This window comes from Salinivibrio sp. PR5 (assembly GCF_001996085.1).
Classification (GTDB): Bacteria; Pseudomonadota; Gammaproteobacteria; order Enterobacterales; family Vibrionaceae; genus Salinivibrio; species Salinivibrio proteolyticus.
In genome coordinates this window covers 1-24,751 of record NZ_MUFK01000043.1, presented here as the reverse complement: position 1 = coordinate 24,751, position 24,751 = coordinate 1, and the positions used below count along the sequence as shown (strand labels likewise).

Below are 24,751 nucleotides of genomic sequence, written 5' to 3'. Positions count from 1 at the left end.
AATTTATCTAGCGTCGTGGTTTCACCGTCTAACTATTTCAAAGATATTTTGGTCAGTCACTATAAAGTGCCCAAAGATAAAATTGTAGTGAGTCCATCGGGAGGCGTTGATTCAGGGGTGTTTCACTCTCAAATAGATAGTGTAAAAAGGTACACTTTTGGTTATGTTGGAAGGATAGAAAAAAACAAAGGAATTGATGATCTAATTGAAGCGTTTCAGTTAGTGAAGGATCTAAACTATAACTATAGTCTCTTAATAGTTGGTAGCGGAAGTTACGTGTCTGAGTTGAGGGAAATAGTAAATTCAATGGTTGGAGTCACGTTTATTGAAGGGATGAGTCAGAATGAGCTAGTAGATGTATATAACACAATCAGCTTTCTTGTTTTCCCTTCTAAACTAAGAGAAAGTTTAGGCTTAATCCCTATTGAGGCTATGATGTGTGGCACACCTGTCTTATCATCGCGTATTGGAGCTACTCATGACTATATTGTGTCGGATATGTGTGAGTATTCCTTTGAGCCCGGCAGTATAGAGGGCCTAAAGGCATCGTTACTTAAGGCGGCGGGAGCGAGTAAAGATGAGTACGAGTGTTTATCTCAGCTAGCATCGAAGATAGCTAAAAAATATGAATCAGACCGAGTGATTAAAGAGCTTTATATGCAGTTAAAATGTCGATTAGGTAGCCGGAATGTATAAGAATATTGCTATTGTTTTCGGTTGTGGTGGGCATAGAGCGCAAGCGACACGATTTTATCGAGAGTTTGCTATTGACGGTGACATCAATTTTTTTGCCATTACGGATGAAGGGAAGGCTCCAAATTGGAGTGAACAATGTTTAGTTCTTGAGCCCTTGCGGAATAAATATACTGGTAGATTAGTTTCGCCGCTAAAATTTTACTCAAATGTAGTTAAATCTTATCGCTTTTTAAGGAAAAACGATATTTCAACTCTAGTATCTTTCGGGCCAGGAGTCGCCATTTTTGCGGGGGTAGCAGCCAAATTGACAGGTTGTTCAATTATTCACTTTGAAACATGGTCAAAGTTTCATTCACCTTCTTGGACAACGCGAGTGATGAAGTATTTTACAAAGCATATTTTCATACAAAATATAGAGCTTAAGAATAAAATTCCATATGGGAAATATGTGGGTCGATTATAAATGAAGATACTAGTTACCGTCGGTACAACAGCATTCGATGAACTAATTGCTGAGATTGATCAGTCATTCGAGCAAGATAGCAACGTCAGTATTATTGCTCAGGTTTCAGAAGAGTCATGTTATAACACACACAATATTCGAGCGTTTAGTTTCTGTGATAATTTACAGCCTTACATAGAGCAAGCAGACGTTGTAGTAACACATGCAGGAGCAGGCTCGGTATACTCGATGTTAGAGAGTAGTAAGAAGCTGGTTGTTGTTCCAAACTTGCGGAGGGCTGATAAGCACCAATTAGAGCTGGCTAAGTATGTGCATGAAAATAAATTTGCCATCGCATGTCTAGATTTGAAAACACTCAAACACTGTATTTTTCAGGCTGTATCTATGGATTTTTCTCCGTATCATCGTGAAAAGTTTTTTGGGCATAGTATCATACGTAATTTACTTACCTAAATAATTCATATCTCATTACGATCTCGGCCCTAGGATACGAGGATTCTCTGCTGTCTCAAGTTCACCTTTTCCCAACTTTTCTCGAATAAAGCACGTCACTCGCCATATATGTCGCAGTAATAAACAGTAGAGGGTAAAGCACCCCAAAAAGCCAATGAACATGATAGTTTCATGGATCTGTAGCAGTTCTCCAATAATACCGATACACGCAAACCCTGTAGCGAGCAAACAAATAGCACCTAATGTTTGACGTGATGAGAGCCCTACGCGTTGGAAAATATGATGTAGATGCTCACGGTCAGGCTTAAAAGGGGAGTCTCCGCGTTTTATGCGCCTAAACATGATTGCTGTCATGTCCATCAAGGGTAGGGCAATCAACCACAACCCGGTAACAGGACGTATTGCAGCACTGGTTGGGTGTTGGCTGGCAAGCAGTAAAAACCAAATGACAGTAAAGCCGATCAGCATACTCCCCGCATCACCCATAAACACTTTTCTTTCTCGACCAAGTAATCCTAAATTAAACATTAAATAGGGTGCCATAATCACCGTGAGCACCAAACATAAATAGGCGAGTGAGGTATGGCCATTTAAGTAAAGTAAAATGCCTAAGCTAACAAAGGTGACCGTCGCTAACCCACCCAGCAAGCCATCAATACCATCTACCATATTGAATGCATTAATGGCTCCAATCACTGCCATTACGGTCAGCACATAGCCAAGTGTGTCTAGGCGAACATCGCCAGTCGCGAAGATATTGCCAAGGCGGTTTAGCTCAATACCGCCCAACACCATCATGGCGATTGCGAGTGCGGCTTGGATAGCAAACCGAAGTTTAAAGTCGATATCGAACTTGTCGTCCAAGACACCGATAGTGACGAGGATCAGAATACATGTGGCATATAGACCACTATGAGGTATGACTTCTGGATTGTTGAGCAAAAAATAAACCAGAGATAGACACACTGCCAATCCGCCCACAAGTGGGACGGCACCTGCATGGTGTTTCCTTTTATCTGGCTTATCAACAAGATCGATGCGTCTTGCCACTTTTCGCAGCACAAATAAAGAAGCCGCTGAGAAAAACAAGAGTAAAGCCAAATCGACAAATGAGATAATCACTGTGTCTTCCTTGCTATGAGTGAGCACGTTTTTTTGTTATGTCCTGCATCAAACTCTAGTCGTTAGTCGCGGGACGTGCAAACCAAGGCGCACGATCATCAGTTAATTGATAAAGCGTATATTTTCTGCCTAATTTTTGTCCGCCATCCCGTTGAAGCGGCTGCCACGCGATAATACCACGAGATGTTGTCGGTTTGACTGAAAGCAGATCAAACGGGATAGAAACATAAAATCCTTTGGTAAAACTCCCCTCACCAAATTCTTCTGCTGATAAATCGGTTTTACTCGCATAAGCGCCGACCATAATACCGCTATCAAACTGCTTTGCGACATCTAACGTTACCCCTACGTCGTCGGTTAGATAGCGCCCAGCGCTGATTTTAGCCAGTGTACCATCGAACAGCCCTAGTGGGTTTTGCCAGTAAAGTGTCGCATGCCCCGTGGTTGTGCCGGTTTGAACTCTAAAGGGGCGTTCTTCGTTTTTGCTAGGTTGATATTCGTTTTTAAATAGGCCAAAGGCTGATCCCGGCTCTCTTTGCTTAACATAATTGATGTCCACACCCAGAGCAAATGCGCTATTCATGGGTCGGTACAGCACTTCGCCGCCTACGCCCGCGAACATGGTTTCCAAATAACCGCCATAAGCTTGGCTGTACCAATTATCTCCCCAATGGTCGAGGTAGGTTAGCTGCGCATTAGTGACTCGGACTGTATCCTCAAGATATTGACGATTAAGTGTGCGTACCCGTTTCAAGTCGGTACCATCAGGCGGTACTGTGTATTTAAATTTATCGTAGGTATCAGCTATGTTGACGTACACGCTCGACGAGGCGATAAAATGATCGCCAAGGCGAGCAGCGGCGCGACCTGATACACCTAACGAATACATATAAAAGCCTTCTGAGCCGCCAAAAGATTGGATAAACACCGGGGCGAGCCCCATATCAAAATCATCTTGGTGGGCCGCTTTTAATTCTCCGGAGATGGCGCGAGGCAGCGTGTGCGTGCGTGCATCATCAGGTTTTGCCTCGACATAAGCGTGAGTAGCGACAGCCGCGTAAGTTTCTGCATCGATGACGGTTTCAGTCATCGGTTGGCGTTGGGCCTGTTGAACAATGCGGTACTGAGTCGCTTGAATCCCGGTGTTTGCGATCAATGTGGCTGCACGTGTTTGTGCAATATCTTGGTCGCGATACTTTGTTTGTTCACCGGCAACCGTGACTGTATCACCGTCAAAATGCACGCGATTGTCTTTATACCCCGCCACATTGGCAAGTTGCGTGCTTAATCGTTGCCATTGGTCTGCCGTTAAATCTTCTGTTGCGCTAGCAGGTCGGTAGGCTGGGTCATCATTATCTATCCAAAAAGTGTCCACCTGATTGAAGTTGGTGTTCAAGCTGAGCCCGGCAGTGAATACTTCACCCCGCTCATAGGACAGGCGTGCTGCACCCCAATCACCGAAGCGGTATACGGCACCAAGGTTCCACGGACTATCAACTTGCATGGGGATGCCGGTTTGGGTACTAATGAAGTCAGCTTGGTAATCATTACCGTCGTACTCCAGCTTTAGGCTCAGTGGCGCGTAAGGTGTCTGATATTCGATACCGCCGAACAGTGCCGTACAGCCAGTAAACATACGATCAATATCTACACTGCCGCCTCTACCAGAAAATGCCGTGTCACGGCCGCAGTCAACGGACTTCTGTTTATCGCCCGTTAAATTTGCACGGTTTCCTAAATAGCCCCAACCAATACCGAGTGAGAAATCAAATGGGCCGACACGTTTAGAACCCACGAGATACTCACCATCAAATAACCCTGTGCCCCCAATGTCTCTCAGACCGACTGCAAGCTCTGGCAACCAGTAACTTTCTTGCCACAGGCGCAATTTGGCATCGATACTCTTATCAGTATATTTAGTGTCGCCGCTAAAACTGGGGTCATCGCTGTAAAGTAAGTCGTGCACCTGGGTGTATCGGATAGTCGTTTCTAACCAAGGGAATAACTGCAGCGAGGTATTAAAGTGCACATAGTCTTCGTTGTAGGTGCTGCCTAAGGTGAATTCACCTTCTGGCGCTGAGCGTGCGGTGGGCATTTGTATCAGGCCTACACCACCAAAATCGGTTTGTGAATAGATGAGATCGGGGTAATCGAAACTGTCCGCTGATACTGCGTAACTTGTTGTTAATAAGAACGTGCTGAGCCACAAGGCATGTGATGAAGGAGTTATCAGTCGCATTATCGAATTAACCTATTTTGCAGATACGTAAGCACGTGTTCATTTGTATCAACCGCAAAGCCATCAATCGCTTTTTCGGGGAGGGGAAGATAAATGATCGAACCGGGTAACAGATCTTGATGCCGTTCATTCCAGTAGGCAATAGGAACATGGCTGCGCTCTCCGGATGGCATGATAATCAGCGCCTGGGAAATGCCGGTTGTTTCCGCACCGGCTTGCTCAAGATAGCGACGTACTGATTGTCGCTCAGTAAAGGCATACTCTCCAGGCTGCTTTACGTCGCCCAATACCATAATGGTTGTCGGACGATGAGGCAATTGTAGGTGCCATGTGCCGTTTAATAGCGGATTCGCGGCGGGTGTAATGCGCGTAAAATCGGGATCAATATTCCGGTTAATCCGCTCGGCAACCGTTAACTGTGTGAGCGTACGATATAGGCGTTTCCACTGCTGTTGAGTCTTACCTGTATTCACGGTGATTTGATGACGCACGGGTTGCAAATCAGCAATACGATCCGCGTTTTGGCTATCTTTGCGATAGAGCCCCGCAGCAGGCCAATACACGTCGTCCAATACCCGCTGCTGGCTTTGGGCCGCGGCTAATACTGCCTCTGAAAGGCGGGGAGGCTGAGAAAACGAGAGATGTGTATCTTGGTTAGCTGTTATCGTCGCGGCTTGTAAAGGCATCGCTATTAGTAGTAAAACAGCCACGAGCCCATGTGTTAGTAAGCAGTTACTCTTCATGGTCGCTCCCTTGGTAGGGCTTTAAATGGGTCAAGGTTACAGCAGGCAAATGTGGTGCGAGATGCTGATAGGATTTAATCACGTTACCATTGCTATTATTCACCCAATAGTCATTGGTCCATTGAACATCAAGTGAGGGAAGGGACACTAGCTCTCGATAATGCGCTGTCTCAACTCGCGTACCATTCACCAAAATTGTTTGTGCACCAACATGATTAAATGTCGACTTGGCTAGGTAGCCACTGTGGTTGCCCGGCTGCCAATCAATCTTTCGTGACCATGTATGCGGCATAGTAATGGTTGTAAGGCCAACACTAAGCGGGTCAGGCGTGTCCGTTTGGGTTGCCGTTAAGTTACCATCGGCGAAGTTTACTGTTTTTACAATTCGGCCACTGCGGGTCACGATCATTTCGTGTTTGGCTGATAACCATTTGAGGTTAGGACTGGTATGTTGGCTTGGCTCAGCGAATGCTAACACCATAAATCCTTGCGGCCCGTTGTCGAGCTGAGCGTAAAGACTTGCGTAGGGGAGAGCGTTAATTTCTTCCCAACTTTTCTCGGCATCGGGGAAGCCATTATAGGCAAATTTAAACGAATCACCGAGATCTTGCATTCGTTGTGTGCATCCAGCAGAAAGCAGAACGATGCAGCCTATCAAGAGTACATGGTTGGATTTGGTCATAAGTGGTGGTTGGGCGGCGTGGCGGTGATAGAAAAATGGCTATAGGTTTACCTATAGCCACCGTTTCGAACCTCAGCGATTACTGTCCAGCGCTTAATGAGGTAGAGTTTGACGCATCGTTGTCATCATTACTCGCAGCTGCGACAGCAGCACCTACGGCAGCCGCCGCCGCAACACCGGCAGCAACGGTACCAGCTGCAACACCGCCGGCAGCTGCAGCACCCGCCGCACCTGCGCCCGCAGCGCCAGCACCTGCGCTCGCACCGGCACCCGCGCTCGCACCGGCACCTGCGCTCGCACCACTACCGCTTGCAGCACCCGGTGCCGCCTCGGTTGCGGCCATTGTGCTTGCAGCGAACAGCATAGCAATCAAGCCTGTTGCAATTTTCTTCATTTGTCTCTCCATGATTTTTGCATTAATACAAAAACGTCTGCAAACGCAGACACTAGTAAACTCTAATAGCTAAACACCGAGAAGTAAAATAAATACCGTATACATCACAGATATTTCATCTTAAATGTGCGGTAAAGCAGGGAGATCCGCCTCGCAACCGCATCGGCGCTCTTGCTCTTTCTGTACTCTGTCATCGGTATTCTGTTCCCTAGGCCCTAGGCCCTAGGCCCTAGGACCTAGGACCTAGGATCCTAGGCCCTAGAATCTTTCTAGTCTCTAGTCCCCATATCCATCCGGGTTATTCGACTGCCAGCGCCACGTGTCCTCAACCATGCTATTAAGCCCTCTCTTGGCCTTCCAGCCCAATATAGCCTCAGCATAAGTTGGGTCAGCATAGCATTCGGCAACATCACCCGCGCGTCGCGGTTTGAATTCATAGGGAATGGGGCGCTCGGCAACACGCTCAAACGCATATACCATGTCTAACACGCTCTTACCTTGGCCAGTGCCGAGATTAAAAATGTGGGTGCCGGGTTGATGGGCCATTTTTTCTAGTGCCGCTAAATGGCCATCAGCAAGATCAACCACATGAATATAGTCGCGTACGCCAGTACCATCGGGGGTGGGATAATCGTTACCAAATATCCCCAGCTTTTGGCGTCGTCCCACTGCCACTTGAGCAACAAAAGGCAGCAGATTATTCGGCGTACCACGTGGATCCTCTCCGAGCAGTCCCGATGTGTGCGCGCCAACAGGATTAAAGTAACGTAACAGAGTGATACTCCAATCCGGGTTTGCGTGTTGAAAATCCCGGAGGCATTCTTCCACCATTAATTTGCTGCGCCCATAGGGATTGGTCGCTGAGGTGGGAAAGTTCTCTTTAATCGGCACTGACGCAGGGTCGCCATAAACGGTAGCCGAAGAGCTAAAAATAAGCGATTTAACATTCGCAGCTTCCATGGCTTGCACCAGACGTAAGGTGCCAGACACATTGTTGTCGTAGTATTTGAGTGGCTTTTCAACCGACTCGCCGACCGCTTTTAGCCCTGCAAAATGGATCACGCTGTCGATGGTGTATTCATCAAACACAGACTTTAAGAAAGCATCGTCGCGTATATCCCCTTGGATAAAAATAGGGCGAACGCCGGACACTTGCTCAATCCTATCAAGCACGACTTTTTTGCTATTACAAAGGTTATCGACCACAACAGGTGAGTAACCTTGTTGGATAAGTTGAATACAGGTATGGCTGCCAATATATCCCGTGCCACCGGTGACGAGTACATTCATGGTGATGTTGCCTAATTTTTTATCGGTATTGATTCAGTAATATTTACAGAATACGGAACACGGGAGTAAATAGGAAGAGCCGGTAAAAGCCGCCTCGCACCCGCATCGGCGCTCTTGCTCTTTGTGCTCTGTATTCCGTATTATTCGCCCTAGGACCTTTCTAGTCTCAATGCCATGCTTGCAAAGATCACCACGCCGAGTGTGAAAAATAGAATCCCTGAATGGTGATTAATATAGTGCTGGGTGAGCATGTATCCGGCAATTAGCACAATGTGACAACGTAAAACAACGCAGGCAAAACCTTGATCAGAATGAGGTTTACATTGTATTTTTTTCGTAGCCACCCAAGGGGCTATGAGTAAAAATACCAGAGCTAAACCGCCAATTATCCCTTTTATTTGCAACTCTTCTAGCAACTGGTTGTGTGCGCGGCTAAATAGCATAACGACTGGGTCAACAATACGTTGGTCAACCAAATCCTGTTTTTTCTCGGTAAATCGATCGTAACCGGTTCCTGTCAATGGGTTATCTGTCCACAACAGCCATGCAGTTCGCCACAATTCTACACGAGTTCCCGAAGATGTTTTTATTTTGGGTTTCATTTCAGGTGCTTGCTCGGTAGCCAGCTCAACACTTTTTACAGTTTGATATTGATCGAGATCGGAAAAGACCAAGCCTGCTCGATGCAAGGCGGGCACGATAGCGGTAACTACAATCAGAGTGACGCTTGCTGCCATCGCCATATAATCGCGACGGTTAAAGGTGTTTCGATAATAAATGACCGCCCATAGCGCCACGAATGGTGTCACAACCCATGCGCCACGGCCGCCACTGAGCAATGTCGCCACAAATCCCAAGGTGATACCGACAAAGGCGATTTTTTTTAAAACAGGCAACGAGCGCTGGCAGCCAAAAATATAAGCAAAAATGCTAAACACACTTAAGCTTGCCGCCATGCCAGCGACTTGAATGGACATGAATCCACCGCTAGACAGTGCACGGATCCCCATTCCGTAATGTTGATAGAGGGCAATAATCCCAACCACAGAAGCTCCAATGCTGCAGCCATATAAAACGGCCTTGAGCGAGGGTGGATACCTCAGTAAGCACGCAAAAATTATTACGGCCAATAAAACACGGCTCGGCATATCGAGCTGCTCGTACTGTCCACTTGGTACTGCGAACGCCAGAGTAACCAAAAAGTACAACATAAAAGACGCCGTCACGAGTAGAGCAGGCGGGCTTTTAAGGAATCGATAAGTCCTTGGTAGTAGGACTAAGGCGGTAAGGGCCAATAAAATCGCGATGTACTTATATGAATCTGGTGTGGCAAGCAGTGTCGCAAAGTAAGCGAAACACAAAAAATTAATGAGTGTTTGTCGAGAAAAGTACGGCAATGCGTGTTCTCCTGTTATGCGCATACGCTGAAAATTAAAATTGTGGTCACTCTCTCCTGCTTGAAGCGACAGCGGTACTGGTTGCGTGCGTTCCCTTCCCAATCACATTGCTGGCCTATGCTTATGGGGCTCTCACCGCTTACCTGCCACTCCAAGTGGTTTGGGTATCGTATGACAGCTAGCTGTTTTTCTGTTGGCTTGAGTGTTGCACTTAATTGGTATGATGAAAAGCCTTTCTATCGTCGTTTTTGATACCATACAACACGCATTGCAAGTGTGGTTAGACACCCTGTCTATATACATGTCATAAAAATATAAATAGTGACATCACTGGGTGAATTAATTGCGCACACACCTGATTAAAAACGGTAAGGAAGAGTAATGAGCCGATTGGTTGTTCTTGGCAGCGTCAATGCTGATCATGTTTTACGTGTCTCTAGTTTTCCGCGTCCCGGAGAGACATTACACGGTCGAGATTATACGGTGATAGCTGGCGGCAAAGGGGCGAATCAAGCGGTCGCGGCGGTGCGTTGTGGTGCCGATGTTGCCTTTATTGCCAGTGTGGGTGACGACGCCTTTGGCCAGCAGATTCGTCAGTCTTATGCGCAAGAGGGGATGGATGTCAGTGCGATAAAGGTACAGCCTGATACGCCGACCGGGATTGCGATGATCCAAGTGACTGATCAAGGTGAGAACAGTATTGCGCTTTCGGCAGAAGCCAATGCCAATCTGACAGCGGAGACTATCAGCGATGATCTCACTAAAATCGCCGACGCTGACTATTTACTGATGCAGTTAGAAACACCGATGTGCGGCATTGAAAAGGCGGCGTTTCATGCCAAAGCGGCAAAGACACAGGTGGTGCTTAATCCCGCCCCTGCCGTACCGCTGAGCGACGCGCTTCTTGCCGCGGTCGATATTATCACCCCGAATGAAACGGAAGCCCAAAGCCTGACGGGTATCGCGGTAACAGACACCGCCAGTGCTCAAGCGGCCTCGGACGTGCTCCATGAAAAAGGGGTAGGGACTGTACTGATCACCCTCGGCAAACAAGGCGTGTGGCTGAGTGAAAAAGGCGAACAGGCGGGCCAGCTTATTCCTGGGTTCCGAGTCGATGCCGTCGATACCACAGCCGCGGGTGATACCTTTAATGGCGCATTGGTGACAGGATTAATAGAGGGACAGACACTTTATCAGGCAATCCGCTTTGCGCATGCCGCGGCGGCATTATCCGTGACAAAGCGTGGCGCACAAACCTCGATTCCTTCTCGTGCAGAGGTTGAGGCGTTTTTGGCGTTAGCGCACCAATAACATTATGTTTCAAAAGGGTTGAGCATACCAAACTCCCTCAACCCTTAGTGATCACACGAATATCTTGTTTCCTATCTCGACTTTTCTCTCGGTGCCTTGCATGGCCTTCATTTCCTATAAGATAATTGAATCATCTTTAGTATTGCGTACTTACGGCGCCGATATATCAATAAAGGACAAAAATGAAGATTCTAGTGACAGGAGGAGCGGGTTTTATTGGCTCTGCAGTGATTCGGCATATCATCAATCAGACAACAGACTCGGTCATCAATGTTGATAAATTAACCTACGCGGGCAACTTAGAGTCGCTAGTGGATGTTGATAAAAGTAACCGCTACACGTTTGAGCAAATTGATATATGTGACAAAGCATCACTTGAGCGAGTATTTGATACTCACCAGCCTGATGCCATTATGCACCTAGCGGCTGAGTCGCATGTCGATCGCTCAATTGATGGTCCTGCTGCGTTTATTGAGACCAATATTGTTGGCACCTACACCTTGCTGGAGGTCAGCCGGCGCTATTGGAATACGCTCAGCGATGAGAAAAAAACAGCTTTTCGCTTTCATCATATCTCCACGGATGAGGTGTATGGCGATTTACATCATACAGATGCGCTTTTTACGGAATCAACGCCGTACGCTCCCTCAAGCCCGTATTCTGCCTCAAAAGCGTCCAGTGACCATTTAGTACGTGCTTGGCAACGCACTTACGAGTTACCGACCATTATCACCAACTGCTCGAACAACTACGGCCCCTATCACTTTCCTGAAAAACTGATCCCTCTGGTGATCCTGAACGCGTTAGAAGGTAAAGCGCTACCCGTATATGGCGATGGAACGCAAATTCGCGATTGGCTGTTTGTCGATGATCACGCGCGTGCGTTATACCGCGTTGTCACTGAAGGGGCGGTGGGCGAAACCTACAATATCGGCGGTCACAACGAAAAGAAAAATATCGATGTCGTGAAAACAATTTGCACCATCATGGACGAACTCGCACCGATGGATCAGCGAGGCTATTCGACCGGCACGCAGCACGCTTCGCTAATTACATATGTTCAAGACCGACCCGGTCACGATCGTCGCTATGCAATTGATGCTTCCAAGATTGAAAAGGATCTGGGTTGGCGACCAGAAGAAACCTTTGAGTCAGGGATTCGAAAAACGGTGGAATGGTACTTGGCCAACCGTGAATGGTGGCAGCGAGTGCTTGATGGCTCCTACTCACGAGAGCGCTTGGGTACAAACTAGCCTCAAGTATTATCAAATAGTGACTCCTTGGCTCGAGTGTTCTCTTGGGCCTAGGCGCAAGAACCTAGGACGTATTTTTATGAAAGGAATTATCCTTGCTGGTGGGTCGGGTACACGGTTATATCCACTCACACGTGGCGTTTCTAAACAGCTCCTACCCATTTATGACAAGCCAATGGTGTTCTACCCGCTGTCAACGTTGATGCTAGCGGGCATTCGAGACATTTTAATCATTACCACGCCAGAAGATAACGCGAGTTTTAAGCGTCTTCTCGGTGATGGTTCTGACTTTGGGGTTCGTCTTGAGTACGCCGTTCAGCCTAGTCCAGATGGCTTGGCGCAGGCCTTTATCATTGGCGAGCAGTTTATCGGTGATGACAGTGTATGTTTGGTACTGGGCGATAACATTTTTTATGGTCAGTCGTTTTCAAGCACGCTTAAACGTGCTGCGGCACGAGAGTCTGGCGCGACTGTCTTTGGTTATCAGGTCAAAGATCCTGAGCGCTTTGGCGTGGTTGAGTTTGACGATGAAATGAATGCCATCTCCATCGAAGAAAAACCGTCTAAGCCTAAGTCTCAGTACGCGGTCACTGGGTTGTACTTTTATGATAACCGAGTGGTTGAGATGGCAAAGCAGGTCAAACCTTCAGCCCGTGGAGAGCTTGAGATCACCGCGATTAATGAAATGTATTTGCATGATGAGACACTCAAAGTCGAGCTTCTAGGGCGTGGATTTGCATGGCTAGATACTGGCACCCATGAAAGCTTGCATGAAGCATCTTCTTTTGTACAAACCATTGAAAATGTGCAAGGGCTCAAAGTCGCCTGTTTGGAAGAAATCGCATGGCGACAAGGGTGGCTAACAGACGAACAGCTGAGGGCCTTAGCTGAGCCGATGATGAAGAACGATTATGGGCAGTATCTAGCAAAACTGGTGAAGGAATCGACAGTTAAAGGACATCCTGAATGCGCATCTTAATAACCGGTAGTCAAGGCCAAGTGGGTCATTGTCTTGTTAAACAGCTCACCGCAAAAAAACAGATCACCATGCTGGCGTGCACGAAAGATGATCTCGACATTACTGATCGTCAAGCGGTGATAAAAAAGGTCAACGCATTCAAGCCGAGTGTGATCATCAATGCAGCAGCTTACACCGCTGTGGATAACGCTGAAAGTGATGTCGAGAAAGCCTATGCCGTGAACCGAGATGGGCCCAAATACTTGGCAGAAGCTGCTGAGCAGCACCAAGCTACATTACTGCATTTATCAACCGATTACGTGTTCTCGGGTTGCAATGAAGCGCCATATAGAGAGACTGACCAAACCGACCCAAACAGTGTATATGGTGCAAGCAAGCTAGCCGGAGAGCTGGCGGTACAGCGAGCGTGCTCTAAGCACATTATTTTGCGCACGGCGTGGGTGTTTGGTGAGCAGGGTGGCAACTTCGTTAAAACTATGCTGCGCTTAGCGTCGCAAAGAAACACGTTAAATGTCGTCAATGATCAGTTGGGTGGGCCGACTTACGCAGGTGATATCGCAAGTGCCCTGATTCGTATCGCGCAACACCTTGAAGAAGATGATAATCCCCGCTATGGCCTGTATCATTTTACCGGCTACCCGCATGTAAGTTGGTATGAATTTGCGTCTGCGGTTTTTGCTTGCGCGTACCAACAAGGCATCCTAAAAACTGTGCCGACAGTGACGCCTATTTCAACAGCTGAGTATCCCACCCCAGCTAAAAGACCGGCGAATTCGCGTTTAGATACCACGCAAATAATGGCCCAATTCTCAATTCCGCCCAGTGATTGGCAATGTGCACTGACCAACCTCAGCGATTATCAGGACGAATCTGATGCAAGTAATTAATACCGCAATTCCCGATATTAAAATTATCGAGCCGTCTGTATTTGGCGACGAACGAGGCTTTTTCATGGAAACTTGGAATCAAAAACGCTTTGATGAGCAAGTCACAGGTAAGCCAACCTCTTTTGTGCAAGACAACCACTCTAAATCTGCGCAAGGTATTTTGCGTGGCTTGCATTACCAAACGCAAAATACGCAAGGCAAGCTCGTACGGGTTGTGAGCGGTGAAGTGTTTGATGTGGCAGTTGATTTACGCCAAGGCTCCTCCACCTGTGGGCAGTGGGTGGGGGTATACCTCTCTGCAGAGAATAAGCGCCAGCTTTGGATACCCGAGGGGTTCGCTCATGGCTTTTATGTGACGAGTGAGGAAGCCGAGTTTGTCTACAAATGCACGGATTTCTACAATCCAGCAGCTGAGGTGACCTTGCAGTGGGACGACCCCGAGCTCGGCATTCAGTGGCCATTAACGGTTGCTCCCCTCCTTTCTGAAAAAGATAAGGTAGGGAAAACCCTCGCCGAACTGCGTAATCAGGGCCTACTTTTTAGTCTTTAGCATTCGTGAATGGGAATACGGAGCGCTTCGATTACGGAGTACGGAGAAGAGCAGAAAAGCCGCCCCTAGAATCCTAGGATCTAGGACCTTTACCCATCGGCACCGGCACGATAGGCTTTTTCCGTATTCCGTATTCCGTATTCCGTATTCCGTATTCCGTATTCCTTCATCTTTCCCTAGGACCTAGGACCTAGGCCCCTGGGCTCTCCCTCCCCATCTATTCAGAACGCCGTTCTGTAAATGATTTTTTGGGACCATATCACAGTAAGTTCGTATCTTACTGTTTTTCCTTCTCTTAATTTTTTGCATCTTTTGAGCATGTTTTCATACAAAACTAATTCTTTGTCCAAAAAAACAGCAAACAGCGCTCCTAGTACAATAAAAACATTCCGTCAATATTGATGATTTATTCAGTTTGCGTAGTATACCAGCCTGCAAAATTCAACACTGCAAACGATAAAGTAGACCATATCGTAAAAGTTACAAAATCGTTTCRGTATTTTTGTGCGTTTAACCTTGTGAATAAGCTGGTTTTTGTCTGCGCAGTGTGATCAAGCGCTAACATCAATGGGCGGTAGCGTGTCTGTTTTGCTAGCAGCCTAGTGAATAGTTATGCTTTTTTTGCTTTGATTAAGAAGTTAGACGTCACGTAAAAATTCCGCATTTAAAATTAAATTCGAATAAAAATTAAAATGGAACTCAACAACTTAAAGGTGTTGATCAGTAAGGTTTTGGCTATGAATGTTCTGTGTAAACTTATTCTACCTTGTGGGCTGCTCGTGCTCGCAGGCTGCTCGTCTTACCCCACGTCGCAAGCAGATAGCTACAGTGTGGTGTCTGGCATGCCCAATCACACCATTGAGTATATTCAGCACAGTGATACCAAATTGGGTAGCCAAATGAATGTTGGCGATACAGTCTCGCTGTCTCTTCAAACAGGCGAGCAATCCTTTCTTATTGAGCAACGCTACTTTTCCGCAATTGGCACGACGTGTTTCGCCATGCGTCACGTCGCCTCGTCTCTGAAATCCACGCAAACCTCGCAGTACAACCTTTGTGAATACCCCCAAGGTTGGGGCATTGTGCGAGCGTTTCGTAACTAGCGCTTATCGCCTCGCGCGTCGATTTACACCTCGCGATAAGCCCCGTGTCGCCAAGCACTAGGGCTTCCTTAACAGGCCTAACAAGAGTGGGTTGTAGCACCTAACTTTGATTTCCAGAGAACCAACAAGAATGAAAAGACTAATCACTATTTTTCTAATTGCGTTTACGGTTACAACAGCCGCACAAAGCGCTTCACGCAGTGAGCTCATGGCCGCCGCCAAGCAAGCACAAGGCGTATCCAGTACCGCAAACGCCTCTGACGACACAGTCAAAGCGAATTGGCAATCATCGAATTACGGCCCCGTGCAGAATCAGCAAACAACTCGCGATGACGCTGATATTCATCCCTTTGGTTACTCGCTCTTCCAAGGCGGTTTTCGTGGCCTACGCTCGGACGGGCTTAATCCCAATTACCGTATTTTGCCCGGCGATCAGGTCACGATAAAAACCTGGGGCGCCTTTGAAATGGAGCGTACCTTACCGGTTGATGCACAAGGCAACATTTTTATTCCCTCAATTGGCCCAGTGAATGTTAAAGGGATCCCCAACAGCCGTTTAAATACCGTAGTGTCAGCCGCGATACGCAAAACCTATTCAGATAAAGTTCGCGTATACACTAACTTGCAAGGCGTACAGCCTATCTCAGTATTTGTCGCAGGTTTTGTTGAAAACCCTGGCCGATATTCAGGCGTACCAAGCGATTCAGCGTTAATGTTTCTGGATCAAGCCGGCGGTATTGATGATCAGCTAGGTAGCTATCGAGAGATTTCGCTGTTGCGCGATGGCAAAGTCATCAGTCAATTAGATCTGTATCAATACATGCTAGAAGGGGAGCTCACTCACCCTCAGTTGCAACAAGGCGACACCTTATTAGTGACAAAGCGAAAGCCGACCGTCGTAGTGAAAGGAGATATCGGTCGCACATTCCGTTTTGAACTGAAAGATAGCAATACTCAAGGAGAGGAGATCCTAGCACTCACGCAATTGGATCCTGCCGTTACTCATGTATTGCAACGGGGTACACGTAACAAAGAGTGGATTGCGCACTACTTATCCTTGCAAGATTTCACTCATGTCGACGTTGCGGACGGCGATGAACTGGTCTTTGTTGGCGACAGCAAAGATCAACAAATCGTCGTTAAATTAGAAGGTGCGTTTACAGGGCAATCTAATTTTGTATTGCCCAAAAATACCACGCTGGCGGAACTGTTAACCAGTGTGCCCGTTGACCCGCAAGAAACGAATTATCAACAAATTTCACTGTCCCGCGTCAGCGTCGCCGAACGCCAGAAAAAAGCGTTGGATGAGAGCTTGCGCCGCCTTGAGGCGACTTACCTAGGTGCGTCTTCTTCAACCGCAGAAGAATCAGCAATTCGTGTACGAGAAGCGGAACTGATCAGCCAGTTTGTTCAAAAAGCCTCTCAAGTCGAGCCGGATGGCACCATGGTAGTAACCAACCAAGGCAAACTGACCGATATTCGCTTACAAGATGGTGATGTAATCCGGCTACCTGAGCGCAGCAGTACTGTGCTGATCACCGGTGAAGTCTTTGTACCGCAATCAATCGTCTTTACCCCGGGTAAAACCGCGATTGATTATATTGAAGCATCGGGTGGCTTTAGCCAGCATGCCAATGAAGACAACATTCTAATCGTGCGTCAGAATGGTGAAGTGGTGTCGGCTAAAGACTTTGCGGTGCAAGCCGGAGACCAAATTCTTGTGCTCCCGAAAGCGGCAACCAAAAACCTGCAATTAGCGTCAACCCTGACCCAAATCCTCTATCAAATTGCGGTATCCGCCAAAGTGATCATGGACTTGTAATGAGTTATCAACCTCGGCATCCATTAAAAGTCTGCAAACACGTTTGGCATGCACTGTTTATGCGCGAAGCCATGGCACGCATGAGCGCGGACCGGTTCGGATGGAGCTGGATTTTACTCGAGCCCATCCTTCACCTCATGATCTTTATTGGGGTGCGGCAACTGATGGGGCGAATAAAGTACATTCAAGGGGCGGAATTTATCCCTTGGCTGATCATCGGCATTATCACCTTCATGGTTTTTCGCGATGCCATGATGCGCTCCATGGGAGCGATACGCGCCAATAGCTCCCTGTTTGCTTATCGCCAAGTACACCCCCTTGACCCTGTTATTGTCCGCGCATTTCTGGAATTCACCATTCGCAGTGTGGTGCTAAGCCTCATTGTGGTGTCATTGATGTTTTTCGGCGGCTATCGCGGCCCCGATGAACCCTTGATTGTTATCGCAATGTGGGTGTTGGCGTGGTGGCTAGGGCTCAGTTTTGGCCTAGTGCTATCTGTGGTGGCGACCATTGCGGAAGAGGTCGAGAAAATCGTTAAGTTACTGATGTTTCCGCTTTATATGTTGTCGGGCGCTATGTTTCCTCTCAAGGCTCTGCCTCATGAATTGCGCGAAGTGTTGATGTATAACCCGCTAGTGCATGTATTGGAATTGCTCCGCCATGCTTACTTTCATGGCTACTACATGCTCAGTGGCGTCAGTTTACTCTACCCCGTGCAATGCGCGCTGGTGGCGAGCCTGTTGGGACTAATGCTGCATGTGCGGTTTAAATCAAGATTAATGTCAGCATGATAGAAGTTAAAAACATGTCTAAGCGCTACCACGGCCCCTTTGGTAGCAATTGGGTATTAAAAGACGTGAATTTTACCATTCCGCAGGGGGTAAGTGTGGGCGTGGTAGGCAAGAACGGGGCCGGTAAATCCACCTTGTTGCGATTACTCTCCGGCATGGATATGCCCGACCAAGGCACCATCGAGCGAAAATGCAGTGTTTCTTGGCCAATTGGCTTAAGTGGCGGCTTTCAGCGCAATATGACTGGGCGCCAGAACGTAAAATTTGTCGCGCGTATTCATGGTGATGAAAGCAAAATTCAACGCATTATTCAATTTGTTCAAGACTTCTCCGAAATTGGTGCCGCGTTTGATAAGCCCATTCGCACCTACTCAAGCGGGATGAAAAGTCGCTTGTCTTTTGGTTTATCACTCGCCTTTGATTTTGATGTGTATTTGTCAGACGAAGCCACCGCAGTCGGGGACAAAAGCTTTAAGCAAAAGGCCACTAAAGCCTTTAAAGACCGCATTGGTCAAGCCAGCATTATTATGGTGTCGCACAGCGAAGGAATCTTAAAAGATCTCTGCCAAGCAGGGCTTTGGGTTCATGAAGGTAAAGCGATTTGGTATGACGACCTAGAAGATGCCATACACGATTATCATAAGAGTATTAAAAAATGAAAGTAGTTCTTCGTAAGCATTTACAGTGGTTTTTATGCTTGGGCATTATTGTCGCTGCCGGTATTTATTACGGCTTACTCGCCACCGATCGCTACGTTTCGCAAGCCAATGTAGTATTAAAAAGCCCAGAAATTATCCCTACAGGTTTCAGTGTTTCATCATTGCTTTCGGGCACATCAGGGGCCGGTGATTTGTTGCTATTAAAAGAGCACCTTGAATCGGTAGATATGACGATCAAACTCCAAAAGGATCTCGATCTTCGCCATCATTACGCGCAAGACAACATCGATTTTATTGCGCGTTTATCCAGTGCCGATGTTCCGTTGGAAATGTTCCATCAATACCTACGCAAGCGAATCAACATTGAATTTGACGACTACACCAAGGTATTGCGTATTCGCGTTGAAGCGTATACGCCCGAAATGGCGCAGCGCATTGCTAAAACCTTACTGAATGAAGGTGAAAAGCATATGAATGCAATGGGGCGTCGCTTAGCGCAAGAGCAACTGAACTTTATTGAAAAACAAGTAAAAAACATGTCGGAGCGTTTGCATCAAGCGCGTGAAAAACTACTGGCCTATCAAAACCAACATAACCTTATTTCGCCCAAAGCGACGGTTGAAGAAACCTTGAAGATCATTGCTGAATTAAAAGGGCAATTGGCAATTACACAATCAAAGCGACAAGCGCTGAGCAGTTTTCAAACTGCGCGTTCGCCAGAAATGCAGCGGCTTAAAAGTGAAATTGATGCTTTAGAAACGCAAGTGCAGCAAGAAAAGCGATTGCTGACGCAAAATAAAGATCACGCGCTTAACCGTGTAACTGCCGAGTATCAAACCCTAGAAATGCAGGCTAAATTCGCACTCGAATTGTATTCAAATGCGCTGACCGCGCTGGAGACCACACGGGTTGAAACGGCGCGTAAATTGAAGCAAGTGTCTGTGCTGCAATACCCGAGCTTACCGGAATACTCGACTGAGCCTCGTCGTTTTCATAACTGGGTGGTGTGGAGCCTGATGAGTTTGTTCTTCTTCGCTGTTGTCCATCTTGGCCGCAGTATCATCCGAGATCATCGAGACTGATGGCGTAACATGGCAAAAACTCAGAGGGATAAACTGATTTGGCCAATATCTCCCGCGCCATTTATACACCGATTCACGCCAAAAGCGGCAAAACCTCAAGCCTTGTTGAGCATTGAGTTAAATCATGCCGAGCCAAGGGCTGAACAGGGATGGACAAAAAGCCATCAGCAATGGCTAGACAGTGTAACGCGCCATCAACTCAGTGTGCTTGGATTGGATCACGCACATTCAACCGCACAACCGCCTAGCGATCCGCGGAGCTATGTGCTGATGGTTCTCGAGCCTGATGATGTAAACCAAGCGGCGATCCAGAAAGCGGCACAGTATGCGCGGCAATACAACGCCCATATTTGGTTTGTGCTGGTTGACCAACAGTTACATAGACAATCCCATGTTCCTCGTCGTGTCATGCAGGTTTTGGCGCATGCACGTCAACAACAGCCCCTATTTTTGTGGCAACAACTGAATACTGAGAGTCGGCCCATTCACTGGGTTGCTAATGCAAAATGCGTGATCAGCGGGCGAGGTGAGCTACTGGTTGAAGCCGCTATGTATGGTGTGCCCTTTGTCACTTTGCCAGGAACGGCACAATCACTGCTCGCCACCGTTATGCATCAAACCGGATGCGCGCTTGGGTATGTAAAACACTGGTCATCGGCACAAATACAACAGTTATTGTTGGCCACATGGCTGCACAGCGATGTATGTGTTCAACACCCTGACACGCTTAAAAACATCACACCGTTGGCTGCTATTTCGTGGTTGGCGGTGCAAATGGCTGGTCGGCGACGCACGCCCAGCCATTTAGTGGCCTGTGGTGTTAACCCATACTGGCGACCAAGCTTTCGTGCTTTTTTTCAAGGCAGTCGGTTGCGTTTTATGCATCACAATGCAGCACCTGACACGATTCAACGTCACGAAACTCCGCTTATTTGGGGAAGCCGTCAACGCACCTATGGGGCGCGGTCGGTCTTGCGTGTTGAAGATGGCTTTATTCGTTCGGTTGGGTTAGGGGCGCTGTTTGCCAAGCCCATTTCTTGGGTGGTGGATAAAATGGGGATCTATTTCGATGCCACGCAGCCCTCAGAGCTTGAACATTACCTTGCTAATCATGAATTTAGCGAATATGAACGCCAACAAGGGCGCGCCCTGAAACAGCTATTGGTGGCGCAATCACTCACCAAATACAACACGGGTGGTGCGACCTGGGACCGGCCTACCACACAAAAACCAATACATTTGGTGGTTGGCCAAGTGGAATCTGATGCGTCACTTGCGTTGGGCTCTCCCTATGTGCGCACCAATATGGCCCTTCTTCAACAGGTGCGCCAACAATATCCAGACGCATACATTATTTATAAACCGCATCCAGATGTTATTGCAGGCGCACGAAAAGCAGGCGAGAACGAACAACGCGCCCAACAGTGGTGTGATCAAATAGAAGCCCATGTGGGCATTGAGCATCTTTACCCGCATGTCGATGCCGTACATGTGATGAGTTCGTTAGCTGGGTTTGAAGCACTGATCCGCGACAAGCACGTGATTTGTCATGGCCTGCCTTTTTATGCGGGCTGGGGCGTGACCGACGATCAGTGTTCGGTAGCGCGGCGCAATGTGCAGCGCACGTTGGATGAGCTGATCTATGCCGCGTATATTTGGTATCCGCTTTATATCCATCCTTATTCGGGCTACTACATCACCGCATTTGAGGCGGTGGAATTGCTGGCAAAACAAAAACAACAACGCCAACGGTTTAGCCAGAAAATAACTGGCTTAGTCGCCAAAACCGCCCGTCAACTCGCAGGGGTGAAATGACACAAAAAACCATTGCCATCGTCGGCACCTTGGCGGAAAGTTTAGTCGGGTTTCGTGGTGAGCTAATAAAAGACATGGTTGCCGCTGGGCACATCGTGTATGCCTTTGTTAGTGAAATGACCTTTACCCAGCAACTACGTATCCTTGAGCTGGGCGCCACGCCAATTCGTTATTCGCTGAGCCGTTTAGGGATTAACCCTTACCAAGATATTAAAACGGTGCATCAACTGTATACATTATTTAAGCAGTATCGTATTGACGTATCGTTTTGTTATTTCGCTAAGCCGGTTATTTATGGCACGTTGGCGGCAACCTTAGCCGGTATTCCACTGCGTGTGGCTAAGATTGAAGGATTAGGGCGACCCTTTACGCCACCACCTAACGGGTTCAGTAAAAAGCAAAAAATATTGCAGAACGTTCAAGTGTTTCTTTATCGCTGTGCGTTACGTTTTAGCCATCATCTTTTTTTACTCAACCCAGACGACAAGCGCGACCTGATAGACAAAAAGCACATCCGTACCGGCCAAGTGCATTTGATAAATGGGATCGGCTTAAACCTGAACCATTACCAATTTCAAGCGCCGGTGACCGCACCTGTGCGTTTTGTATTTATTGGCCGCTTGCTCAATGAAAAAGGCATTTGGTACTACTTGCAGGCCGCACAAGCCTTAAAAGAAGCCGGTTATCGAGCTGAATGCTGGGTGGTAGGTGCGCCCGATCAAGGGCGCGATGCGGTATCCCCGGAGCTGTTAAAACAAAAAGTGCATGAAGGAATTATTCACTACACCGGTAAAGTCGATGATGTGCGTATTCCACTAAAAAAATCCTCTGTGTTTGTTTTACCGTCTTACTACCGAGAAGGCGTGCCCCGAAGCACCCAAGAGGCAATGGCGATGGGCCGGGCGGTGATCACAACCAGTGGCCCTGGGTGCAAAGAAACCGTAGTACACCAAAAAAACGGCTTATTAATTCCGCCGCATGATCCGCAGGCGCTATTTAACGCGATGAAAGCCTACATCAACCACCCTGAGTGGATTATTCAACACGGAGCGGCGGGCTATCAATTAGCGTTACAGCGTTACGATGTAAAAAAAATCAATCAACACATGATGCAACGGATTGGGTTAGCAACCGTGGTATTGCCTCCGAAGCAGGTGGCAGACGTGACGACCAATCGCATACCCAATGTCGCGAAAGAAAGACGTAAAACAGAAAGCGCCGAATATACCGATTAATCAATTTAAACCAGTGGTTAGGTGAAATGGAGAGAAAAATGAAAGTCATTGCTAGCACCATAAAGAGTGCACAGTGGCAGGCGTGGCTGAGTCAGCAAACCAGCCCGTTTCCGGTTGTGCAAACGTGCACAAGTAGCATGGGCAACAGTGAGGCAGTGATTATTGCCACCCCTTGCACGCTAACGGATATTGACCAAAACTTGCAGGCCTTTGACGACGTAGTGCTACACGTTTGGGATGCAAAATCGACCTTAGCCGATGCATTGCGCAATGGTGGTGACGAAACTGCCATTAACACAACGTTAGCCGAATGGATGCACGTTACCAAAACCCTGCTTGCATGGCTGCCAAACCACCAACACAAGGTTAATCTGGTTAGCCATACTCACGCGACCTTTTATATTGAGGCGTGGCAGGGGTGGTTGTGCTCCTTGGGCATTGAATGGTCAGACGCATCTAGTATGGCACCGCGCACACAACAAGATGAATATGACATTTTCGCGGCGTATTATGTCACCCAGCACCCTGAGCTTGCGCAACTCGAACAGCTGCTGTTTAGTGTGACCTTGCCAATGGGTGATACTTACCCCACGTTACCTTTCGATATGACGGGTTTAGCCCAGCAAAGCCAGCAAGCGGTTGAGCAACTACGGTATGCCAATAAGCAACAGCGTGACTACCAAGAAAAACTAGATGCTCTAAAGCAAGCACATGAGACCGAGCGGGATAACCACAACGAACAACTGGACGGATTGCAACAACAAAAGCAAAGTTGGGAAGCGCGTTGCAAAGACAGTGAACGCCAAATACAACATTTAACCCAAGAAAACGATCTGCTTTTAACGGAGTTGCATCGCACGCAAGAGACGTTAGAGTCCACACTGCTACAAAATCAGCAAACCGAAGAGCAACACCAAGCAAGCATTAAGCGCCTAGAAAACGCGGAAAGTGATACAACCGCGTTAAAGCAGGAAAACCAAGCACTTGTCACCGAGCTACATAATACGAAACAATCTTTAGATGAGGCGTTGGCGCAGCAGCAACGCTTAACTAAACGCTCCGCCGAGCTTGAGCAGACTATTGCGCAACACAACAAGCAATACGCGCAACTCAACGCGGACTATACCGCAAGCCAAAACAAACTCACGGCATTAGAGCAGAAAAAACACCATAAGATTGATGAGCTAACACAATATAACCACACGCTGACAGAAGAAAACAGCATGATTATTGCTGAGCTTCATCGTGTTCAAGAAGCCTTAGAAGCTCTCTACAACGAAAAAAGCGCTCTTGATGAGCAAGTAAGTCAGCAGCAAGAGCAGTTAACCCAGCAAGCACAACAGCTAAAAGCAAACAATGCCAAAATAGCGAGCCTATCGAAACGCGTGCGCTTAACGAAATTAGAGCTTGCTCAAGCGCTGGCCAGCAAAACACTGCTTGAAAAAGAGCTCACTGCACATCACAACTCGGCATTGTGGAAAGTCACTGTACCAGTGCGTAAATTCCGTCAAACGCCAAAACGTAAACGGGCCGAAAAACTCGCGCAACAAAAGCTACTAATCGAACTCTCAAGCTTTTTTGATAAAGAGTGGTATCTAAATCAATACCCTGATGTTGAACAGCAAGGCTTAGATCCCATTGATCACTACCTGCGCTTTGGTGCGCAAGAGGGGCGCAACCCTAGTCCTGACTTTGATACACGTTGGTATTTAAAAACCTATCCCGATGTGGCAGAGAGTGGATTAAATCCGCTTATACACTTTATTAAATTTGGTAATAGAGAAG

23 protein-coding genes are annotated in these 24,751 nt (G+C 47.5%); 16 read left to right on the top strand and 7 right to left on the bottom strand.

Translation table 11 applies throughout. From position 1 onward, the window contains the following. The 3 genes from BZG82_RS13570 to pssE all read left to right on the top strand — a co-directional run. On the top strand, positions 1–696 hold a 696-nt coding region (locus BZG82_RS13570), incomplete at its 5' end, for a glycosyltransferase family 4 protein (protein WP_131826245.1). After that, on the top strand, positions 689–1,159 hold the full coding sequence (gene pssD, locus BZG82_RS13565; protein ID WP_077766064.1) for a PssD/Cps14F family polysaccharide biosynthesis glycosyltransferase: 471 nt from the start codon (positions 689–691) through the stop codon (positions 1,157–1,159). The genes BZG82_RS13570 and pssD, both read left to right, overlap by 8 nt. Beyond that, positions 1,160–1,612: a PssE/Cps14G family polysaccharide biosynthesis glycosyltransferase gene (pssE, locus tag BZG82_RS13560; RefSeq protein ID WP_077766063.1), complete on the top strand. Its 453-nt coding sequence runs from the start codon at positions 1,160–1,162 to the stop codon at positions 1,610–1,612. 15 nt (positions 1,613–1,627) lie between these two features. On the opposite strand, the gene wecA is transcribed toward pssE, so the two are convergent. The 7 genes from wecA to BZG82_RS13525 all read right to left on the bottom strand — a co-directional run bounded on the left by wecA (position 1,628) and on the right by BZG82_RS13525 (position 9,581). Then, complete coding sequence (gene wecA / locus BZG82_RS13555; protein ID WP_077662151.1) at positions 1,628–2,734, bottom strand: UDP-N-acetylglucosamine--undecaprenyl-phosphate N-acetylglucosaminephosphotransferase; 1,107 nt, start codon at positions 2,732–2,734, stop codon at positions 1,628–1,630. Between the two features lie 55 nt (positions 2,735–2,789). Then, the gene (locus BZG82_RS13550) at positions 2,790–4,973 is read right to left on the bottom strand and encodes a YjbH domain-containing protein (RefSeq protein WP_077481743.1); all 2,184 of its coding nucleotides are present in this window, start codon (positions 4,971–4,973) and stop codon (positions 2,790–2,792) included. Then, on the bottom strand, positions 4,973–5,716 hold the full coding sequence (locus tag BZG82_RS13545; RefSeq protein ID WP_077481745.1) for a capsule biosynthesis GfcC family protein: 744 nt from the start codon (positions 5,714–5,716) through the stop codon (positions 4,973–4,975). The genes BZG82_RS13550 and BZG82_RS13545 overlap by 1 nt, the downstream gene beginning before the upstream one ends. Further along, on the bottom strand, positions 5,706–6,329 hold the full coding sequence (locus BZG82_RS13540; RefSeq protein WP_158074977.1) for a YjbF family lipoprotein: 624 nt from the start codon (positions 6,327–6,329) through the stop codon (positions 5,706–5,708). The genes BZG82_RS13545 and BZG82_RS13540 overlap by 11 nt, the downstream gene beginning before the upstream one ends. Before the next feature lie 148 nt (positions 6,330–6,477). Continuing rightward, positions 6,478–6,792, bottom strand: coding sequence for a hypothetical protein (locus BZG82_RS13535; protein ID WP_077482003.1), 315 nt, complete (start codon positions 6,790–6,792; stop codon positions 6,478–6,480). 276 nt (positions 6,793–7,068) lie between these two features. Next, on the bottom strand, positions 7,069–8,082 hold the full coding sequence (gene galE, locus BZG82_RS13530) for a UDP-glucose 4-epimerase GalE (protein WP_077766062.1): 1,014 nt from the start codon (positions 8,080–8,082) through the stop codon (positions 7,069–7,071). Positions 8,083–8,231: 149 nt separating this feature from the next. Further along, positions 8,232–9,581 carry an O-antigen ligase family protein gene (locus tag BZG82_RS13525; protein WP_131826244.1) on the bottom strand — a complete coding sequence of 450 codons (1,350 nt, stop codon included), beginning with the start codon at positions 9,579–9,581 and terminating at the stop codon, positions 8,232–8,234. 279 nt (positions 9,582–9,860) lie between these two features. Here BZG82_RS13525 and rbsK point away from each other — a divergent pair, with 279 nt between their 5' ends. The 13 genes from rbsK to BZG82_RS13460 form a co-directional block, all read left to right on the top strand. Next, the gene (gene rbsK, locus BZG82_RS13520) at positions 9,861–10,790 is read left to right on the top strand and encodes a ribokinase (protein ID WP_077766060.1); all 930 of its coding nucleotides are present in this window, start codon (positions 9,861–9,863) and stop codon (positions 10,788–10,790) included. Positions 10,791–10,972: 182 nt separating this feature from the next. Next, positions 10,973–12,043, top strand: coding sequence for a dTDP-glucose 4,6-dehydratase (gene rfbB / locus BZG82_RS13515; RefSeq protein ID WP_077482057.1), 1,071 nt, complete (start codon positions 10,973–10,975; stop codon positions 12,041–12,043). Between the two features lie 79 nt (positions 12,044–12,122). Next, positions 12,123–13,022: a glucose-1-phosphate thymidylyltransferase RfbA gene (rfbA, locus tag BZG82_RS13510; protein ID WP_077482055.1), complete on the top strand. Its 900-nt coding sequence runs from the start codon at positions 12,123–12,125 to the stop codon at positions 13,020–13,022. Next, a complete protein-coding gene (gene rfbD / locus BZG82_RS13505; RefSeq protein ID WP_077766059.1) occupies positions 13,010–13,909 on the top strand; it encodes a dTDP-4-dehydrorhamnose reductase in 900 nt (299 codons plus the stop codon). Before rfbA ends, rfbD begins: the two co-directional genes overlap by 13 nt. Continuing rightward, the gene (gene rfbC / locus BZG82_RS13500) at positions 13,896–14,459 is read left to right on the top strand and encodes a dTDP-4-dehydrorhamnose 3,5-epimerase (protein WP_077766058.1); all 564 of its coding nucleotides are present in this window, start codon (positions 13,896–13,898) and stop codon (positions 14,457–14,459) included. The genes rfbD and rfbC overlap by 14 nt, the downstream gene beginning before the upstream one ends. A gap of 737 nt (positions 14,460–15,196) precedes the next feature. Next, positions 15,197–15,562 (top strand): hypothetical protein, encoded by a 366-nt coding sequence (locus BZG82_RS13495; RefSeq protein ID WP_077766057.1) that lies wholly within the window; start codon positions 15,197–15,199, stop codon positions 15,560–15,562. Between the two features lie 130 nt (positions 15,563–15,692). Beyond that, positions 15,693–17,384, top strand: a complete 1,692-nt coding sequence (locus BZG82_RS13490) for a polysaccharide biosynthesis/export family protein (RefSeq protein ID WP_077766056.1) — start codon at positions 15,693–15,695, stop codon at positions 17,382–17,384. Then, a complete protein-coding gene (locus BZG82_RS13485; protein ID WP_077481617.1) occupies positions 17,384–18,175 on the top strand; it encodes an ABC transporter permease in 792 nt (263 codons plus the stop codon). The genes BZG82_RS13490 and BZG82_RS13485 overlap by 1 nt, the downstream gene beginning before the upstream one ends. A gap of 14 nt (positions 18,176–18,189) precedes the next feature. Then, positions 18,190–18,834 carry an ABC transporter ATP-binding protein gene (locus BZG82_RS13480; protein ID WP_241828300.1) on the top strand — a complete coding sequence of 215 codons (645 nt, stop codon included), beginning with the start codon at positions 18,190–18,192 and terminating at the stop codon, positions 18,832–18,834. Then, complete coding sequence (locus tag BZG82_RS13475; protein WP_077662140.1) at positions 18,831–19,916, top strand: chain-length determining protein; 1,086 nt, start codon at positions 18,831–18,833, stop codon at positions 19,914–19,916. Before BZG82_RS13480 ends, BZG82_RS13475 begins: the two co-directional genes overlap by 4 nt. A gap of 9 nt (positions 19,917–19,925) precedes the next feature. Beyond that, positions 19,926–21,731 (top strand): capsular polysaccharide export protein, LipB/KpsS family, encoded by a 1,806-nt coding sequence (locus tag BZG82_RS13470; protein WP_077481611.1) that lies wholly within the window; start codon positions 19,926–19,928, stop codon positions 21,729–21,731. Next, on the top strand, positions 21,728–22,966 hold the full coding sequence (locus BZG82_RS13465) for a glycosyltransferase family 4 protein (protein ID WP_077766055.1): 1,239 nt from the start codon (positions 21,728–21,730) through the stop codon (positions 22,964–22,966). Before BZG82_RS13470 ends, BZG82_RS13465 begins: the two co-directional genes overlap by 4 nt. A gap of 38 nt (positions 22,967–23,004) precedes the next feature. Beyond that, positions 23,005–24,751, top strand: a 1,747-nt coding sequence (locus tag BZG82_RS13460) for a hypothetical protein (RefSeq protein WP_131826243.1), incomplete at its 3' end; no start/stop codon positions are given.

Bases quoted from the DNA above. Each gene is read 5' to 3' on its own strand.
- pssD (WP_077766064.1), top strand. From the start codon at position 689: ATGTATAAGAATATTGCTATTGTTTTCGGTTGTGGTGGGCATAGAGCG.
- pssE (WP_077766063.1), top strand. From the start codon at position 1,160: ATGAAGATACTAGTTACCGTCGGTACAACAGCATTCGATGAACTAATT.
- BZG82_RS13550 (WP_077481743.1), bottom strand. From the start codon at position 4,973: ATGCGACTGATAACTCCTTCATCACATGCCTTGTGGCTCAGCACGTTC.
- BZG82_RS13545 (WP_077481745.1), bottom strand. From the start codon at position 5,716: ATGAAGAGTAACTGCTTACTAACACATGGGCTCGTGGCTGTTTTACTA.
- BZG82_RS13540 (WP_158074977.1), bottom strand. From the start codon at position 6,329: ATGCAAGATCTCGGTGATTCGTTTAAATTTGCCTATAATGGCTTCCCC.
- BZG82_RS13535 (WP_077482003.1), bottom strand. From the start codon at position 6,792: ATGAAGAAAATTGCAACAGGCTTGATTGCTATGCTGTTCGCTGCAAGC.
- galE (WP_077766062.1), bottom strand. From the start codon at position 8,082: ATGAATGTACTCGTCACCGGTGGCACGGGATATATTGGCAGCCATACC.
- rbsK (WP_077766060.1), top strand. From the start codon at position 9,861: ATGAGCCGATTGGTTGTTCTTGGCAGCGTCAATGCTGATCATGTTTTA.
- rfbB (WP_077482057.1), top strand. From the start codon at position 10,973: ATGAAGATTCTAGTGACAGGAGGAGCGGGTTTTATTGGCTCTGCAGTG.
- rfbA (WP_077482055.1), top strand. From the start codon at position 12,123: ATGAAAGGAATTATCCTTGCTGGTGGGTCGGGTACACGGTTATATCCA.
- rfbD (WP_077766059.1), top strand. From the start codon at position 13,010: ATGCGCATCTTAATAACCGGTAGTCAAGGCCAAGTGGGTCATTGTCTT.
- rfbC (WP_077766058.1), top strand. From the start codon at position 13,896: ATGCAAGTAATTAATACCGCAATTCCCGATATTAAAATTATCGAGCCG.
- BZG82_RS13495 (WP_077766057.1), top strand. From the start codon at position 15,197: ATGAATGTTCTGTGTAAACTTATTCTACCTTGTGGGCTGCTCGTGCTC.
- BZG82_RS13490 (WP_077766056.1), top strand. From the start codon at position 15,693: ATGAAAAGACTAATCACTATTTTTCTAATTGCGTTTACGGTTACAACA.
- BZG82_RS13485 (WP_077481617.1), top strand. From the start codon at position 17,384: ATGAGTTATCAACCTCGGCATCCATTAAAAGTCTGCAAACACGTTTGG.
- BZG82_RS13480 (WP_241828300.1), top strand. From the start codon at position 18,190: ATGTCTAAGCGCTACCACGGCCCCTTTGGTAGCAATTGGGTATTAAAA.
- BZG82_RS13475 (WP_077662140.1), top strand. From the start codon at position 18,831: ATGAAAGTAGTTCTTCGTAAGCATTTACAGTGGTTTTTATGCTTGGGC.
- BZG82_RS13470 (WP_077481611.1), top strand. From the start codon at position 19,926: ATGGCAAAAACTCAGAGGGATAAACTGATTTGGCCAATATCTCCCGCG.
- BZG82_RS13465 (WP_077766055.1), top strand. From the start codon at position 21,728: ATGACACAAAAAACCATTGCCATCGTCGGCACCTTGGCGGAAAGTTTA.